The organism is Bdellovibrio sp. ArHS, assembly GCF_000786105.1.
Classification (GTDB): domain Bacteria; phylum Bdellovibrionota; class Bdellovibrionia; order Bdellovibrionales; family Bdellovibrionaceae; genus Bdellovibrio.
Genome location: NZ_JTEV01000003.1, coordinates 24,302 through 40,178, shown reverse-complemented (window position 1 = coordinate 40,178; position 15,877 = coordinate 24,302). Strand labels below are relative to the sequence as shown.

Here is a 15,877-nt window from a genome sequence, read left to right as displayed (position 1 = left end):
AAGCCTTTTTTTATTCTTCATTTCGAACAGGGTTTATAAGCCCACTTCTTTCACGACATTCAATTTCGTCGCAACATCAATACCCGAAGACTGGTTCTTGATCGCTACCGCAGGATTTTGCACCACGCGCTGCTGAAGTTTAGTAAAGATAGGCTCTCGGATTGCCAAGTTATTATCTTGAAGAACGCATTGACGAGCTGTGCGCGCCTCGACGTTGACGACGACAGGCGCTTTTAAATTCGCCGTCATTTGTGTAGGGTCGTCAGGAATAGTCACGATAGAGAAGTAGCGAGCTTTTTCTTGCGCCGACAACTTCAAAGCTTCCATATCACTTTTCGTCAAGGTGGCTTTGTATTGAGGAGCAAACAACTCAGGCTCTAAAACTGGGAAAGCGATTTGCGGCGCTTCGCAGCTTTGCAACCAGGCAAAGATTTCGTCATTTGGATCATCAAGAAGAGCGAACTTACGTAGATCCCCAAAACCCAATAGGCCTTCTGGAAACGTCAGAACATCTTCCTGTTTCAGCTCAACTTGGCCGAAGCGCGATGTCGAAATGATCATTCATCCTCCCGGAAAACGCATTCATCCATAATTTAGACACACCAAGACGGTATGATGGTGAATACATCTATAAATCTGGACCTAAATCTAGGGAGACTCAATTAAAATTTAGAGCATTTGACGACCCGCTTCTTCAGCGCGCTGGGAGCGGGTCTTAAGATGACTAAGGCTTTAGGAGTTTGGCAACACTGCGCGTCTTATCCGCGGGGACGCTTGCGGACTGCTGGTTTTGTTCCTGAATAGCTACGTAGACTTCTTCACGGTGAATTTTGGTGTCTTTAGGCGCTTCAATGCCTAAACGAACCTGTTTACCTTTGATTTGAACTACTCTGATTTTGATGTGGTCATCGATAGCGATGCTTTCACCCAACTTCCGTGTGAGAACCAGCATGACAACTCCTTTTGCTGCAGTCGTTATCGGTAGTTTTAAGCGGAACTGTAGGTATTATTTTTATCTTAGAAAGTCAAGAAGGCTTGGTTGAATAAGCTTTCCCGACGTTTCGAGGGTCGCTTTAAGGGTGCTATCGGTCTTATTAATATCTGAAATGACCTGGAATGCGTCAGCGTCCTCAAGCTGGGAAGCTGCCACTTTATTGTCCACCACGGCTTTTTGCAGGGAATCCATGGTATTGTTCACTGCCATGATTCTGGACCCAACCTCTGAACGAGACAAAACCACCTGAGAAATCGCCTGATCCAGGGTATCCAAGGCGGACTGAACGCCTTGCTTATCATTCGTGCGCAAGGATATCTCAAGGTCCTTAATGGTCGAGAATATATTCGTTCCCCCACCACCCGTCACCGGATCTTGCTTATCATAGCGGGTTGAACGGCGCTCTGAAGCAGGACCGCGGGTTTCAACGTAGTTTTCGTCAACCTGACGGTTAAGCTCTTCACGTTCTTTTTCTTCCCTTTGAAACTGCTTCAACTGCTCCACACTTGTCGGAGCCTCATAGCGAGCACGAACTATACCGTCCGCGCCTAAGCCACGCCCCAAAAAGACCTTGCTGCCCGGAATATTCATGGCAACAAAGGAATCCTTGTGAGTTTGGATTTTCATATCCCCATCGTCACCAAAGTATTCCCCGGCTTGATTAAATGGCATCGTCTGAGTTTTATAACCGCCAAAGACATAGCGCTCACCCAACTTGCGATTTCCGATTTGCACAGCCTGATTATAAATCTGTTCAATTTCCGACGCCGTCACCAGACGAGTTTCTTCATTTCCACTGGCATCATTGGACTGACTGATAGCCAATTCCTTTGCGCGGACCAGGATTTCAGAAAGCTCTCCTAAAGATTGATCTGAAAACTCCAGGAAAGAACGAGCATTATTGATGTTCTTAATAAACTGGGAATTGCCACGCTCTTCAGTACGAGCGGCAAGGACCCGCGCTGACGCCAAAGGATCATCAGAAGGTTTGTTAATGCGTTTTTGAGTTGCAGCCTGATTTTGCAAGTCGGCCATATCTGAACGATTCTTCGTCAGATTTTGGTTTACTTGATTAAAAGCCATCTTATCTGCAATTCTCATTAGCTCTTTCTATCCTTCTGCTTCAGTTACGGCCTAGGGGCCTTCACTCTGCGGGCTTCCGCCCGGCTTCAGTTACGGCCTAGGGCCTTCACTCTGCGGCTAGCGCGCGTTATAACCTCTTTAAGTTCAATACTGTATCGAACATTTCATCCGCTGTTTTAATCAAACGGGCGGAGGCATCGTAAGTTTTTTGAAACTCAATCATCTTTGTGGTTTCTTCATCCAAAGAGACACCGCTGATGCTTTCACGAATGTTTGTCAGCTGATTCATGACGTTCTTTTGTGACTCTTGAGATTTTATCGCCCGTTGCACGACGGCACCGATCTGGCCTACTTGAGTATTGTAGTAGTCATCCAAAGTCGATGTTCCACCATCCATAACTTGGCGGTGTTGTAATGACGAGATCAGATTCGCAACAGTATTGTCGCCGGTCGCGCCCGACTGGGCTCCGGCCGCGATTCTGCCAACATCGTTAAAGATTGTTTTATTAACTCCGATAACCGATGCAGCTCCCTTTGTCGCTTCTGGCATTTCAAAGAACAAAACACCAGGACGACCGTTTTTATCAAAACCTTCGATATGGGCTTTGTTGACTTCTTTAGCTAAGGTGTAAGCCATGTTGTCGACATGATTTAAAAGGTCTTCGATGACCCGGTCACGGACTTCCAAAGCGCCGCCGATACGGCCGCCGGTAATCTGATCAGTGATATTGGCCGGAGAACCTGTCCCGACAAAGAAAACTTCGACACGGTCACGAGCGCCAGTCTGTTCCGCTTTTAGTTCTGAAGAGCCGATACCAGAGACAAGAATGCCTGTGCGTCCCGCAGTGACAGTGACCATACCGTCTTTGCCTTCGGCCCAGGAAATATCGATCTTTTCGCCTAACTTTTTAAGAACAAGGTCACGACGATCCCGCTCATCATTGGCAGGGGTCTTCTGCACTTCGATCATTTGAATTTTTTCATTCAACTGAGCGATTTCCTTCGTCAACTGATTGATCTCGTTCACTGTGGTCTTTACCTGACCATCCAAGTCTTCCTGCACCGCTTTCAATTGCCCGACCACACGACCGAAATCTTTCGACATCGCGACGGCAGATTCACGCACCAAGGTTCGGGAAGCCAAGCTTTCCGGATTATTGGAAAGTTCGCGAAACGAATTGAAGAAGTCCGTCATGTATTGATTGAGGCCTTTGTTGTTCTGCTCATTGTAGATTTGTTCGACGCGACTCAAGGCATCGGCACGTGAGTCTTGATAACCCATACTCATGCCTTCTTTTTGGATTTGTTTTTCTAACCAGGGATTGTTAACTCGAGTAACGACACCGGCACGGGCCCCCATGCCGATTTGCAGATTGCCCTCACCGATAGGCTGATTCGACATAAGCTCAACACGCTGGCGTGAAAAGCCTTCGGTTGATTTATTGGCGATGTTATGACCGACCGTTTGTAAGGCCGTCTGAGAGTTCATCAGCGAGCGCTTACCCGTATCCATCATAGCCGAGATTTTAGACATCCTATCCTCATCTTCGGTGGGTCGTTATTACTTCAGCTTCGCGCCTTCTGCGCTCCGCTCTGTGACCTTACGGCCTTAAGCTTCTTTACTTACAAAATTTCCGGCAACTTGAGGGCCTTGTTTGTACTGGCCTTTTCCACTGTAAGTTTTTTTACCGGAAAGAGTTTCTTTAATTTCCCCCAAAGCTCCATTTAAGGTTTGCAATGCGGTTTTAGCATACTCTTCGTTATCTTTGTTGATGTCTGTAATTCTTTTGATCAGCATATCCAAGGCTGCATGCTGTGTGCGAAGACGATCTGCCGCGGGAGTGCCGGCAAGTTTCTGCGCAAGCTCCAACAAACGCGGATTTTCAACATCGGCTCCAACCATCGTTGCAAGATCCATCGCATAACGAGCACGCAAAGCATCTTGGGCGCGTAGCTTAAAAAGCAACTCTTCCTTAAGCTTATTGCTTTCATCCAAAGCATCGCGATCCGCTTGCAGAAGAAGGTCTTTTTCTTTACGTACGATATCGAGAAGAGAACGATAGATCTTGGTGAGTTCTTCGAGATTTGCTTCTAACTTTTGAAACGCTCTTTCTACTGTTGCGTCCATCATTTCATCATCCTTGATGCCGCCAGGGCGGTGAGATTTTCTTTAGCTTCGACCTTATGGCCTCGGCTCGGTCCGCTGCCGCGGACTAGAATTCCAAGTGTTCGTCGACCATCTTGTCGGCGATCGCTTTTGCATCAATGTTGTATTTGCCGTCGTCGATCAGTTTTCTGAATTTAGCAACTTTGGCTTCGTCAACATCAGGAGCCGACATCGCAAGTTCTTTGATTCTTTTTGCTTCTTGTGCACGTGGAGAAAGCTCAACACGAGAAGATTCGCCCAGAGTCGACGCAGTCAAAGCATCTGCTTTTGCTGTCGGCGCACCAGCGGAATTATTTTTAATACCGTCCGCTTTGTTAGAGCGAGAAGAATCTGTCAGATTCAAATTCTGTCCAACTTTGTTGTGCGTGATCTTCATTGAAGGCCTCCTGCTTTCGAGTGTTAGAATACACTCTTTGTTCTTTTCATAGTATCACAATGGGACAGTTACACCAAATCATTCTGAGACAGTTTCTGGTCCAGGTTCCACACCCTTCTCTACGGTCCAGTAGAGGGACTTCGCCTCGGGACTTAAAAACCCAAGGGTGTCGCCAGCTTGCAGTTTTTCTCCTGTCGAAACTTTAGACACTCCACCCTTAAAAACCATTTGGCTTTTAAGACCATTGTCGTGCTCAATCTCAATCATTGTTTGGTCATCCGCTAAAGTCTTCTTCCCCAGCAAAACCCCGTCCCATGGGGCTTTGACGGCTTCAGGAGCCTTGTCTGCACCTTGTGGGCCTTGCATATTGTCAATGCGATATGAGACCGCTTGTTTTTTGCCAGGATGCTGAAACGGACGAGCCGCGAAAGATTTCGTGTCAAGAGGGAGAGGCCCTTGTGGCTTATAGACCTGCGCCTTAATTCCCATCATCACACCAAATTTCTCGACGAGCTGATTGTAAATCATATCGGAAAGACCCACACCACCGCGCTCACCCCATTTTTCAACATAGTGGTCATCTAATTGCTCGAGAAAAATTTTTTCCGCATGCGAAGTCTGAATGAAACCACCTTCTTGAATCGTCGAACGCATCGCTTTCGTCATCTCGCGAAGAAAGTGCTTCTCATACATATCAGAAACTTCTCGCAGTTTCTGCTCTGGGGACTTAGGCGCCGGCCGAGAAAGAAACTTCGACCCCAAAGCCTTAAAGTTTCCCGCGCCACCAGCAGCATCACTCATACGAAGCTCCCACTCTAAGAAAACCAGAAGAACTGATTTCCCCTCTAGCACCCATTTCACTTTCAACAAGTGAGCGCGTCGTTGGGATTCGAGAGTGGTGGATTGCAGAACCCTGACACAAGTTCCGCAGCGCCAACAAACGTCGGCAATAGAAATATAAAGAAAAAGAATGACCCGACATCAAAGCCAAGAAAATCTCCAAGCGCGAGGACTGTCCGCAGCAGCAGGTTTCAGCAACCCACTACTTACAGAGTCCAACGCAACGATGTCCTTTGAAGAAAGAGAAAAAAGGGGAGTTAGAGTCGGAGAATCATATGCATCCTGCAATTGATTCTTAGAGTGTAGCTTCGGCTCGTGTTCACCAATCCTTGGTGCCTGCTGACCTATTGCTTCTGTTTCCTGCGAGAAACTTTTGACTCTTGACCTTCCATGGTTCGCGATCTCTTCCTCACCCTCCCCGCGTTTCAAACACGTCCATGTGTCTGAAACTATAAAATTAATTCTATTGCATAGTGTGTCATTTCGAAACACAAATTTCATAATACTTCGAGTTCCCCGTGCAAAGCTCCAGCTGATTTTATGGACTGAAGTATAGTTATTAGGTCCTTCGGCGAGACACCTAATTTGTTTAGTGCCTGCACAAGCTCCCCAACACTGACACCACTTTCTAAAACAGCGACTTTTTCTTCGCTGCCTTTTTTGCCATCGCCCACTTTCACTGACAGTGAACCGTGAGAAATAGCCACTTTCGAAATCTTCACTTTGTCACCGATCACAATCGTGCCGGTTTTTTCATTCACGACAACACGCGCTTTCATGTCGGGATTGATATCGATAGATTCAATTGTCGCCAACAACTCCACACCGCGATTTTCATAGGCAAAAGGGGTGATAATATCAATGGTTCCAGAATCCTTGGCAGAGGCATAATGGCCGCCCAATTCTTTATTGATCGTCAAAACAGCCCGGGCTGCCGTCGTAAAATCAGGATTGATCAAGGTCAGCCGATACATTTTGCGAGAAGCAAAATCCGCGGTCATATCGCGCTCGATCGTCGCGCCGTTGGGAATTCTTCCAGAGGTTAAGTGCTGATCTTTTCCATCTCCACCGATGATGATACTTCCCTGGGCCACGGCGTAAACTTGTTCGTTGGCTGCGCGCAAAGGAGCTTGCAACAACGTACCGCCTTGAAGCGAAGAGGCCTCACCAATCGCACTGACTGTCACATCAATCGGATTTCCCGCTTTACCGAACGCTGGCATGGTTCCGGTGATGATCACCGCCGCCACGTTTTTACTTGCGAACTCAGGGGAATCCAACTTCATTCCCAGTTTATCCAGCATGCGCACCATGCTCTTGCTCATAAATTCATTTTTGCCATCACCTGTGCCTTTAAGGCCGACCACGATACCGTAACCCAAAAGTTGATTTTCCCGCACACCGCGAATGCTGGCGATGTCTTTCAAACGAGCGGCATTCGCGGCCTCAAAAGCCACCATCACAAAAAAGGCTGTGAGTGCGATTACACTAAATAGTTTATTCATTGCGTGCGTTCCTTCTGATGCTGACCACATCGTATTGTGGATCAAGAAGTTTATCAGAGACGATACCTTGATCATTGAAATCTTCCGGACGAATTAAGCCGGTCACGATGACTTTGTATTCGCGTTTACCAATCATGAATGGCTGCTGACCTTTAATGCGGTAATTGCCATCAGCCAGTTTTTCGACAATACGGGTAGGAATGTTTTGCACATCCGCCAATGCATCCTTGTCTTCTTTTTCCTCGGGCTTGGCCGCTTCCGGCTTTTTGGCTTCTGCTGACGCCGGAGCACGTGACGCCTCAGTCCCGTTTGCCGCCAAAGAGTTGTTCAGACTTTGCTGCTGCTGCTGTTCTTCAAGCTGCTTTAAAAGTTTTTTGATCACGGAAACTTTTGTTTCGACCTGTTTCAAAGCCGGCCCGTCCAATTTCACATTCAAAAGATCGCCTTCGCGACGCATTTTGTTCTGAGCAAAAAGATAAGCCCCTTGGCCTTCCATCACCCACGTGGAACCGGCATTGGCGCCCAGATCCGACTCTTCTTCCATGCGATTGCGAGTCATGCGTTTGTATTGACGATCTGTCGGCACACCCAGGTTCTGAGTGTCTGAGTAGCGCGCGGCCGTATTGATCTTTTCTAAAGGTGGATTTTCTTTAGGCGTATCCAATGAGGCCAAAAGATCGTTCATCGTCGCACAACCTGTGAACAACGTCAGAGCTACCAAAGAAGAAATCGTCACGAAGAAAGATTTAAGTCTCATTGCAACTTCACCACACCTTTTTCAATCACTACACCTGAGAGAACTTTTTGATTATCCAAGTTTTTAACTTTAATGAGATCCCCAACAAAGCCATTGTCCTCAGCCTGCATGTTGACGGAGATTTCAAATCCCTCATCGCCAAGCAAAGCTTTGACAATTTGTCCCTTCTTAGCTGCCGGTTCACGTTTGAGATCGGTCGACCAAATAGCCGTACCGACGGGAAGAGATCTCGCCGCCAACTGTCCTTGGATGTCAGCCAGGCGAAGTGCATTGTCTTTGGCAAACGTCACATCGGTCATCACCATGTGCACGTCTTCCTGTTGCACTCTCTCTCCCTGTAAGATCAAACGCGAAGCCACCGGGGTTAATTGGGACACGCGAATTGTTCCAGAAATCCATTTTAATTGGCGCTGATCGCCGTCGCGCAGTGGCAAAAGGAAGCCCCCTTTGCCCGTTAACTGCGTAAAATCGAGATCCCATTGTTTCTGCGCCGGGGCCGGTGTGCTTTGAATACTCACCTTATACTCACATTCGTTGCAACGAACCTGAAGATGATTCAGAACTTTTCTTTGAATTTCTTCGCGAGAAATTGGCGTTGCTGCGAAGGCCACTTTGACTTCAGAAGGAATTTTGTAAGCGGGATTCAAGGTGCGAAGGCCGGCCTGACTTTTCATCGCCTCGCGCACTTTAGTCAGAATTTCGGAAGAGGGCAGCTTTTGAGAAAGCAAAAGTTCGCGCGCATCTTCACGAATCACCACACTTTCGATAAAGGATAGAAGCTCGGGTGTGCCTCCGGAAACGGTGGCAATATCACTTAAACGCAAAAGTTCGCGTTGAGAAATCTCAACACTTGCGGGAATAGTGATTTCCGGTCTTGCGAAAGACTGCGAACTCACCAGCAAAAGAACAAAAGACAGAAACTTCTTCATCAATTATCTCATGTTATTCACAGATTGAAGCATTTGATCCGAGGCCTGAATAACTTTAGAGTTTGTTTCAAAAGCGCGTTGCGCCGTGATCATATTCACCATTTCTTCAGCTATATTGACGTTACTAGTTTCAAGCTGTCCTTGCGCCAAGTAGCCCGTTCCATTCAGACCGGGACGAGAAATCACGGGTTGACCGCTGGCGGGACTTGGCATGAAGACATTTTTCCCCATCGCTTTCAGACCTGCGGGGTTGACGAAATTGACAATATCAATTTGACCAATTGTTTGAGGTGCGGAACTCAAGCCCTGAATAACGCGGACTTCTCCGCTGGGTGCGATTTCCAAACCGGCGATATCGGGTGGCACTGTGATTTCCGGCTGAAGAAGGTTTCCATTTTTATCAACGACACGACCGTTCGGATCTTTTTGGAAGGCTCCGTCACGAGTGTAACCGATTTGGCCATCCGGAGTCAGAATTTGAAAGAAGCCAGAGCCTTCAATTTGGATGTCTAAAGGATTCTTGGTGACAGCCGCATTGCCACCTTCAAAGTTTTTCTGAATACCCGCGGTGCGAACACCCAAGCCGACCTGCACACCGTTGGGTGAATAGGCATTCATTCCCGTCTGAGCACCGGGCTCTTTCTGAGTTTGGTACATCAGATCTTCAAATTCAGCGCGAGACTTTTTAAACCCGTTCGTTGAAACGTTGGCGATGTTATTTGAAATGACGTCCATATTTGTCTGCTGGGCCGCCATACCTGTCGCTGCTGTATTTAAACTTTTAAGCATTAAAGAATCCTTCCATTAACTGCTTATTTAAAACTCGTCACTGCAAACCGGTCCTACTGACTAGTTTGTTTTTCCTACCACGTTGACCATCTTATCAGCCATCTGATCGTAGGCCGTGATCGCCTTCTGGGTACTTTCAAAAACACGATTGGTAGAGATCATATCCGTCATTTCTTGAACAATATTGACGTTAGAGGCCTCTAAAAAACCTTGTTTTAGACTGGGATTATTCACATTCGTTAATTCGGGCGCCATGTTGGGCTTAAAAGAATAAAGAGAGCTTCCCATCTTTTGCAGCGAATCCGGATTATTGACGTTCACCAAAGAAAGGCGTCCGATATTTTCAGCACCTTCGAAAACGTCTCCATTATCGTTGATAGACAGAGGCAAACCTGTGCCCTGCAAACGAATCACCCGAGAAGCCGGGTCCGCACCGGGTTCTCCACCACGCAATACGGGAAAACCTTCTTTAGTGACCAACTGTCCATTTCCATCCAAAGTGAAATTTCCCGCACGAGTCAGCCTCACTCCACCCGGAGTCGCGACTTCAAAGAAGCCCTTTCCATCAATCGCAAGATCCATCGGATTGCCGGTGTGTTTTAAACCACCTTGCGAGAAATCAGTGAAGGTTCCTTTGGCATCGACATAACTTTTGTCTCCGCCTTGCATATTGTAAAAGCTTTCGATGGAAGCGACATCGCGGGGAATTTGCGTTGTTTCGGGAGGTTTTTCATTGGCGGTCAGATATTCCTGAAAAAGCTGTTGATCGCGTTTGAACGCGGGCGTGTTCACATTCGCCAGATTATTGGCGATGGTATCTAGCTTTGTACTTTGCGCGATCGCTCCACTCAGAGCGGTATAGACCCCTTTTACACTCATGAACACTCCTCCACACCTTGTTGAGCAGCAAGGCGTGTGCCATGTTTTGACAGGACGGATCTTCGTCTGGGAAATGATTTCCATCCCCGACCTTTGTCGTAAAAGAAAATCTTGGACTCAAGTTTTTTTGGATCTGACCGAGCATTGACCTTTGTCGATGGCACCGAAGAGTTGTCAGTTCTTTGTCGACAGTGTCAAAGAATCGGCTTCATAATGAACTTTATGAGCACGTGGTCAGCAGTTCTTTTTTCTCTATTCTTAGTTCCCTTTGCCCAGGCGGAAACGCCGGCCGTGGCTGCGCTCCCTGCACCCGCATTGACCTTAAAAGAGAAATTAAAGGCACTCACCTCACGTTCCACGCATGTCCAATCGGACAATCTGATTTTTGATTTGCCGGTCACTTATAACAAAAAAGTCAGCAAGTGGGTGGCTTACTATCAAGGGCCTCGCGGAAGTAAGTGGTTTCGTGAATGGCTTCAACGCTCCTACAAATACATGCCCTTCATTCAAACCGAATTAAAAAAAGCCGGACTTCCCTTGGACTTGGCTTACATGGTGATGATCGAAAGTGGATTTGCTCCCAATGCCATCAGTCACGCCGATGCCGTCGGGCCTTGGCAGTTCATTGAAAGCACGGGCACTCGCTACGGCCTTAGCAAAACATGGTGGTTGGATGAACGACGCGATCTTAAGAAGAGCACTCTGGCAGCGATCCGTTACCTCACGGACCTGCATCAGGAATTTGGCTCGTGGTACCTTGTGGCGGCCAGCTATAACATGGGCGAAAATGGCCTTCGCAATCGCATAAAAAAATATGGCACGAAAGACTACTGGACGCTCATTAAACTGAATGCGTTGCCCGCTGAAACACAAGAGTATGTCCCCAAAATTCTTGCGGCCATGTTAATTGCCAAAGCGCCGAATCTTTATGGATTCCGAGATTTGGAAAAGATGGACCCGTTGGAATATGAAGTCGTCCTTGTGCCAGGAGGCACAGACTTGGATGCCTTGGCCGACCATCTGAGCGTCACCAGAAAGTCATTAAAAGATTTGAACGCCGAACTGTATCTGGGTTACATTCCTCGTCAGGTCGAGAAGCATTTTATCCGAGTTCCCAAAGGGGCAGGACAGCTTGTTTCCTCTTACGTGCACCAGTTTAGTCGGAAAGTTGCATTGGAATGAAACCTCTGATTGTTCAAAAATATGGCGGCGCTACTTTAGCAGATCCTGAGAAAATCAAAGCAGTGGCTGCTCGCGTGGCTGCCCAATCCAAAGAAAATTCTTTGATCGTCGTCGTCAGTGCCATGGGTAAAACCACGAACTCGCTGATTGATCTCGCAAACCAGGTGTCTTCTCACCCGCAACGCCGTGAAATGGACATGTTGCTCACAGTGGGCGAAAGAATCAGTATGTCGCTGATGAGCATGGCACTTAACGATTTAGGATGTCCTGCGATCAGTTTCACCGGCAGCCAAGCAGGTATTTTTACCGATGACTCGCACGTCAATGCCTTTATTAAAGATGTAAAACCCATGCGCGTGGAAGAGTCTTTAAAGACGGACAAGGTTGTGATCCTGGCAGGCTTTCAGGGCGTGTCTCCTCAGACTAAAGAAATCACTACTTTAGGGCGCGGTGGTTCAGACACTTCGGCAGTAGCGATGGCGGCGGCCTTTAAGGCAGAACGCTGCGAAATTCTTAAAGACGTTCCTGCCGTGTTCACGGCCGACCCCAATGTCGTAAAGTCCGCCAAGCCGATTCAAGAGTTGAGCTATGATCAACTGATGGATATGACATTTTGGGGTGCAAAAGTTCTGCATTACCGCTCTGTCGAACTGGCTAAACTTCGCGATGTCACTTTGTACATCGGTCCGGCCTCTAATAAAACTTCAGATGGAACACTTGTAAAAAAAGGATTGAATATGTTTGAATCCTGCAAAGCCCTTTCTTTGAACTCTCATGAAACGGTCGTCGGAATCTTAAGCAAGGAAAAAAATCCTGCTAAAGCCCTGAAAGATCTGCAGGTTCTGTTTGATGAAAAGCAGATTCCTTTTCCTCAGCTTCTTCATTGTGAAATGAATCTGGATAAAACAGAAATGCTCTTGACCGGCCCTTCTGAAATTATCACTGCCATTAAAAAAGAACTGCAAAATCATGCTCAGTTCACTTTGCTACCCACAGATTTTTCCACAGTGACTTTGACCTGCACAGGCGCAACATCACCGGAAATCACACAAAAAGTTTTGAATGTTTTGTCAGATAAAAAATTAGAAACTCGCAAGCTGATGATGGGCGCGATGAGTGTCACGGTTTTAGTGGATGCACCACTGAGAAAACAAGTTATCGAAAGCCTGCATCAACTCATCTAGGCAAAGACATTAGGGTCCTTGCCTTCTATGGAAGAAGTGATGGCACCATCACTTTGTAGCGATTTTGAATCTTCAGCCAAATGTTCGAGTGAGGCCCGGTGATCCCGTCGGGACCCGCGGCGCCTGCCACTCCGCGCAGTTTCGGATCGAATTGACCGCCCGGTAAAAACTTTCTTAAATCAGGGCCATTCGCAGAGGGAGCTCCATTGCCCGCGCCGCCACGAGAAGCTCCCGCAGGTCCGCCGCCGCCGGAGTCGCCACCGCCTGCGTAAGAGCGACTTCCACCGCCGCCGCCATAAAAGCCACCATTCACGTTGGCTCCGTTGTCGTCACCAGAAGCTCCGCCACCTGCGGAACCGTAAGATCCACCGCCGGAACCGCCACCGCCGCCTAAAGAGCCGCCGGATCCACCTTGGGACCCATCAATCGCCTGACCGCCACCCGAAGGAAGTTGCCCATGTTCAAAACCTGGTAGGCCTGGAAGATCTCCGCCTAAGGCATCACCGCCTGCTTTCGCCGCCAGACGCGAAGAAGAATCAATCATCCCTGTCACCACACCTGAGTCGCCTGCTTTTTGAGCCGTGACACAAGCGGGGTCTAAAGGATTCTTCTGACAGATACAAACTTTATTGCTGGCAGCAACCGTCGGATTCGTACAGTCCACATTTTGCTGGGCTAAACAACTGACATGCGTGGGATTTGCGGCACAGAATTGCGGGGTCGGTGTTTCATCCCCGGCATTCAAGGCCGCGCACTGAGAAGCGTTGGCTGATGTCGCGCCAAAATTCGCAATCGCCTGATTGGCTTCGTTGACTTTATTTTGAAAATTATCACAACGCTTCAGTTCACTGTCCGCCCGTGAAATAATCGCCGTATAGTTCGCACCAGGGTTTGCTGCAACCAAACAATGTGCCTGTTGTTCCGCGTAGGTCTTAGCAGCACTGCACGCAGACTTACAACTTGAAATCGAATTGCTGCAAGTGAGGCGATAAGCCGCCACCGCCGCATTCGCTGCTTGAGTCAGCCCCGCCATTCTGGAACATGCGGCTTGAATGCTCGCCGAGGTTTGCTGCCCCATCATGAGCGCCAACTGTGACGCCGTATCGGTCACTTCCGCCATTCCGGAATCGTTTTTTTCATCGCATGTATAGGAAGTATCTTCAAGTTGTGAAGAGCATGCTTGCATAAGTTGCTGATACTGTTGCTCACAGCTCGGGCCATTATTCGCGGCAGGAGTTCCATTGGGTTCTCGGCAAGAATAGCTGGTACGCTCGTTGTTATCCGCGTAGCATTGCTTCGGAGCCTGACAGGTTCTTTGACATTGCTCCATCGGTGTCGCCGCAGTTCCCGCGGTGGGTCCCACAAAATTGGGATCTTGCTTACAAGTTTCCGTCATCTTGCGAGTGAGAGGGTCTGTCTTTCGTTCGCAGAAATGGCCTTCTCGACAGGTCATCGAGCCACAGGCTTCACCAGCCCATGAAGATGAGGAAGCTCCCAAAAAAAGGAAGGAGAAAGAAAAAAAGGCGACAAAAAACTTCATTCCCATAGAACCATTTATCGGTTCTATGGACCAACAACTTTACAAAAGTATAAACTATCTCAAAATAAAACGTCTCAATATGGCAATAAGGAAGGCGTCACCACCTTATATCTGTTCTGAATCTTATGCCAAATGTTTGAGTGAGGTCCCGTAATCCCATCAGGCCCGGCGGCTCCCGCAATTCCTCGCAGACGCGGATCAAATTTTCCGCCCGGCAAGAATTGACGAAGATCTGGGCCTCCCTTTGCGGCGTTACCTGCAGCTGCAGCGGATTGGCCCAGACCTGCGACGCCTCGGCCTTCACCTTCAGCACCACCGGAACCGAAACCGCGAGCACCACCGCTGCCGTAATATCCGCCATTCACATTCATAGAAGCTTCGTCACTGGCCTGACCACTTCCATTTAAACCAGAATAGCTTCCACCGCCGCCATCTCCTCCTGATCCCAAAGTGCCCCCCATACCGCCTTGTGATCCGTCAACGGCATCACCGTAGCCTCCCGAAGGAAGTTGGCCCTGTTCGATACCGGGAAGTCCGGGAAGATCACCGCCCAAATCATCGCCCGCTTTATTTGCCAAACGACTGGAGGAATCAATCATGTTACCCACGACCCTGCCGTCGGAATTTTTTTGCTGCGCGAAGCAAGCGGGATCCAAGGGATTTTTAGTACATATACAAACTTTGTTCGTGGTGGCTAAATCCGGTTTGGTACAATCCACGGGCGCTGCAGGATTACATCCCGGATAGTTCGGCGTCGATTTACAGAAGTCGGGTACATTTGAAACTTCGCCTTTATTTTGTTCCGCACATTGCGAAGCATTGGCAGACGTGGCGCCATAGTTTTGGATCGCCTGCTGCGCTTCATTCATTTTGCTTTCGAAGTTATCGCATCTATCCCGACGCGATTGCGCCTGAGATAAGGCATTCACAGCATTTAACTGATTGCTGGAATTGCTTGGAAAACAGCTTTGATTTGCGCGCACATACTCAACGGCCGCATCACAGGTCGTACGACACGTTTTCATCGATTCACTGCACGTCAGACGATAAGCAGCCAAGGCCCCACTCGCCGCTTGCGATAGGTCCCCCATTCTGGAGCAGGCGGCCTGCACACTGGCGGCAGTCTGTTGCCCCATCATGAGCGCCAACTGGGAGGCCGTGGTCGCCACATTATTCATACCTGAATCATTTTTTTCGTCGCAGGTATAAGACGTGTCTTCAATTTGTGTGTTGCACTGTTGAAGCAGACTCTCATACTGAGTGTAACACTGGCTTTGCTGATTCTGATTTTGGTTTTGATTTTGGTTATTTTGATTCTGTCCGCTATTTTGATCAGGAGGCTGCCTGGTCTGCGTACTCGACGGCGTCGAACTGCCGGGACGTTTCCCGCAATAACCTTCGGTCTGTGTTTGCACAATGCAATTATCCCAGCCTCTACTGCCCACAGTATACTTGGCAGCACAATAGTACTCACAACCCAAAAAAGGTTCCGCACTATGTGCCTGAGGCAAAGAAATCACAGTTATGAAGAAGATCCAGAAATACCAATTCCCCATGGTTTCATTATCGGTGCACACTTCTGTAATATAAAGAGAAGTTCGCAAGTTTTTATCGGCATTTGTCTCGACAGGCAATTAATGGCTTTATATGAT

At 48.1% G+C, this 15,877-nt stretch carries 16 protein-coding genes; 2 read left to right on the top strand and 14 right to left on the bottom strand.

The window, feature by feature from the left end; translation table 11 throughout:
• Window positions 1-33 precede the first annotated feature (33 nt).
• The 12 genes from OM95_RS01060 to flgF form a co-directional block, all read right to left on the bottom strand.
• On the bottom strand, window positions 34-561 hold the full coding sequence (locus OM95_RS01060; RefSeq protein WP_041869355.1) for a flagellar assembly protein FliW: 528 nt from the start codon (window positions 559-561) through the stop codon (window positions 34-36).
• A gap of 163 nt (window positions 562-724) precedes the next feature.
• A complete protein-coding gene (gene csrA, locus OM95_RS01055; protein ID WP_041869353.1) occupies window positions 725-952 on the bottom strand; it encodes a carbon storage regulator CsrA in 228 nt (75 codons plus the stop codon).
• A gap of 60 nt (window positions 953-1,012) precedes the next feature.
• Window positions 1,013-2,095, bottom strand: a complete 1,083-nt coding sequence (gene flgL / locus OM95_RS01050; protein WP_041869352.1) for a flagellar hook-associated protein FlgL — start codon at window positions 2,093-2,095, stop codon at window positions 1,013-1,015.
• 109 nt (window positions 2,096-2,204) lie between these two features.
• Window positions 2,205-3,611, bottom strand: coding sequence for a flagellar hook-associated protein FlgK (gene flgK / locus OM95_RS01045; protein ID WP_041869351.1), 1,407 nt, complete (start codon window positions 3,609-3,611; stop codon window positions 2,205-2,207).
• Window positions 3,612-3,686: 75 nt separating this feature from the next.
• Entirely contained in the window at window positions 3,687-4,208 is a 522-nt protein-coding gene (locus OM95_RS01040) for a flagellar protein FlgN (RefSeq protein WP_041869350.1), read from the bottom strand.
• Window positions 4,209-4,290: 82 nt separating this feature from the next.
• Window positions 4,291-4,620: a flagellar biosynthesis anti-sigma factor FlgM gene (gene flgM, locus OM95_RS01035; protein ID WP_041869347.1), complete on the bottom strand. Its 330-nt coding sequence runs from the start codon at window positions 4,618-4,620 to the stop codon at window positions 4,291-4,293.
• Window positions 4,621-4,698: 78 nt separating this feature from the next.
• Window positions 4,699-5,481: a rod-binding protein gene (locus tag OM95_RS01030; RefSeq protein ID WP_291515461.1), complete on the bottom strand. Its 783-nt coding sequence runs from the start codon at window positions 5,479-5,481 to the stop codon at window positions 4,699-4,701.
• 476 nt (window positions 5,482-5,957) lie between these two features.
• The gene (locus OM95_RS01020; protein ID WP_041869343.1) at window positions 5,958-6,965 is read right to left on the bottom strand and encodes a flagellar basal body P-ring protein FlgI; all 1,008 of its coding nucleotides are present in this window, start codon (window positions 6,963-6,965) and stop codon (window positions 5,958-5,960) included.
• Window positions 6,958-7,722, bottom strand: coding sequence for a flagellar basal body L-ring protein FlgH (locus OM95_RS01015; protein ID WP_041869341.1), 765 nt, complete (start codon window positions 7,720-7,722; stop codon window positions 6,958-6,960). The genes OM95_RS01020 and OM95_RS01015 overlap by 8 nt, the downstream gene beginning before the upstream one ends.
• Window positions 7,719-8,651 (bottom strand): flagellar basal body P-ring formation chaperone FlgA, encoded by a 933-nt coding sequence (gene flgA, locus OM95_RS01010; protein ID WP_041869339.1) that lies wholly within the window; start codon window positions 8,649-8,651, stop codon window positions 7,719-7,721. The genes OM95_RS01015 and flgA overlap by 4 nt, the downstream gene beginning before the upstream one ends.
• A 3-nt stretch (window positions 8,652-8,654) precedes the next feature.
• Entirely contained in the window at window positions 8,655-9,440 is a 786-nt protein-coding gene (gene flgG, locus OM95_RS01005) for a flagellar basal-body rod protein FlgG (RefSeq protein WP_041869338.1), read from the bottom strand.
• Between the two features lie 60 nt (window positions 9,441-9,500).
• Window positions 9,501-10,319 carry a flagellar basal-body rod protein FlgF gene (flgF, locus tag OM95_RS01000; RefSeq protein WP_041869336.1) on the bottom strand — a complete coding sequence of 273 codons (819 nt, stop codon included), beginning with the start codon at window positions 10,317-10,319 and terminating at the stop codon, window positions 9,501-9,503.
• Window positions 10,320-10,541: 222 nt separating this feature from the next.
• Between flgF and OM95_RS00995 the strand changes: the two genes are divergently transcribed.
• Window positions 10,542-11,501: a lytic transglycosylase domain-containing protein gene (locus tag OM95_RS00995; protein WP_041869792.1), complete on the top strand. Its 960-nt coding sequence runs from the start codon at window positions 10,542-10,544 to the stop codon at window positions 11,499-11,501.
• Window positions 11,498-12,685: an aspartate kinase gene (locus OM95_RS00990; RefSeq protein ID WP_041869335.1), complete on the top strand. Its 1,188-nt coding sequence runs from the start codon at window positions 11,498-11,500 to the stop codon at window positions 12,683-12,685. Before OM95_RS00995 ends, OM95_RS00990 begins: the two co-directional genes overlap by 4 nt.
• Window positions 12,686-12,710: 25 nt before the next feature.
• Here OM95_RS00990 and OM95_RS00985 read toward each other — a convergent pair whose 3' ends face one another.
• On the bottom strand, window positions 12,711-14,081 hold the full coding sequence (locus OM95_RS00985; protein ID WP_291515411.1) for a hypothetical protein: 1,371 nt from the start codon (window positions 14,079-14,081) through the stop codon (window positions 12,711-12,713).
• Window positions 14,082-14,299: 218 nt separating this feature from the next.
• Window positions 14,300-15,781 (bottom strand): hypothetical protein, encoded by a 1,482-nt coding sequence (locus OM95_RS00980; RefSeq protein WP_291515410.1) that lies wholly within the window; start codon window positions 15,779-15,781, stop codon window positions 14,300-14,302.
• Between the last annotated feature and the right edge of the window lie 96 nt (window positions 15,782-15,877).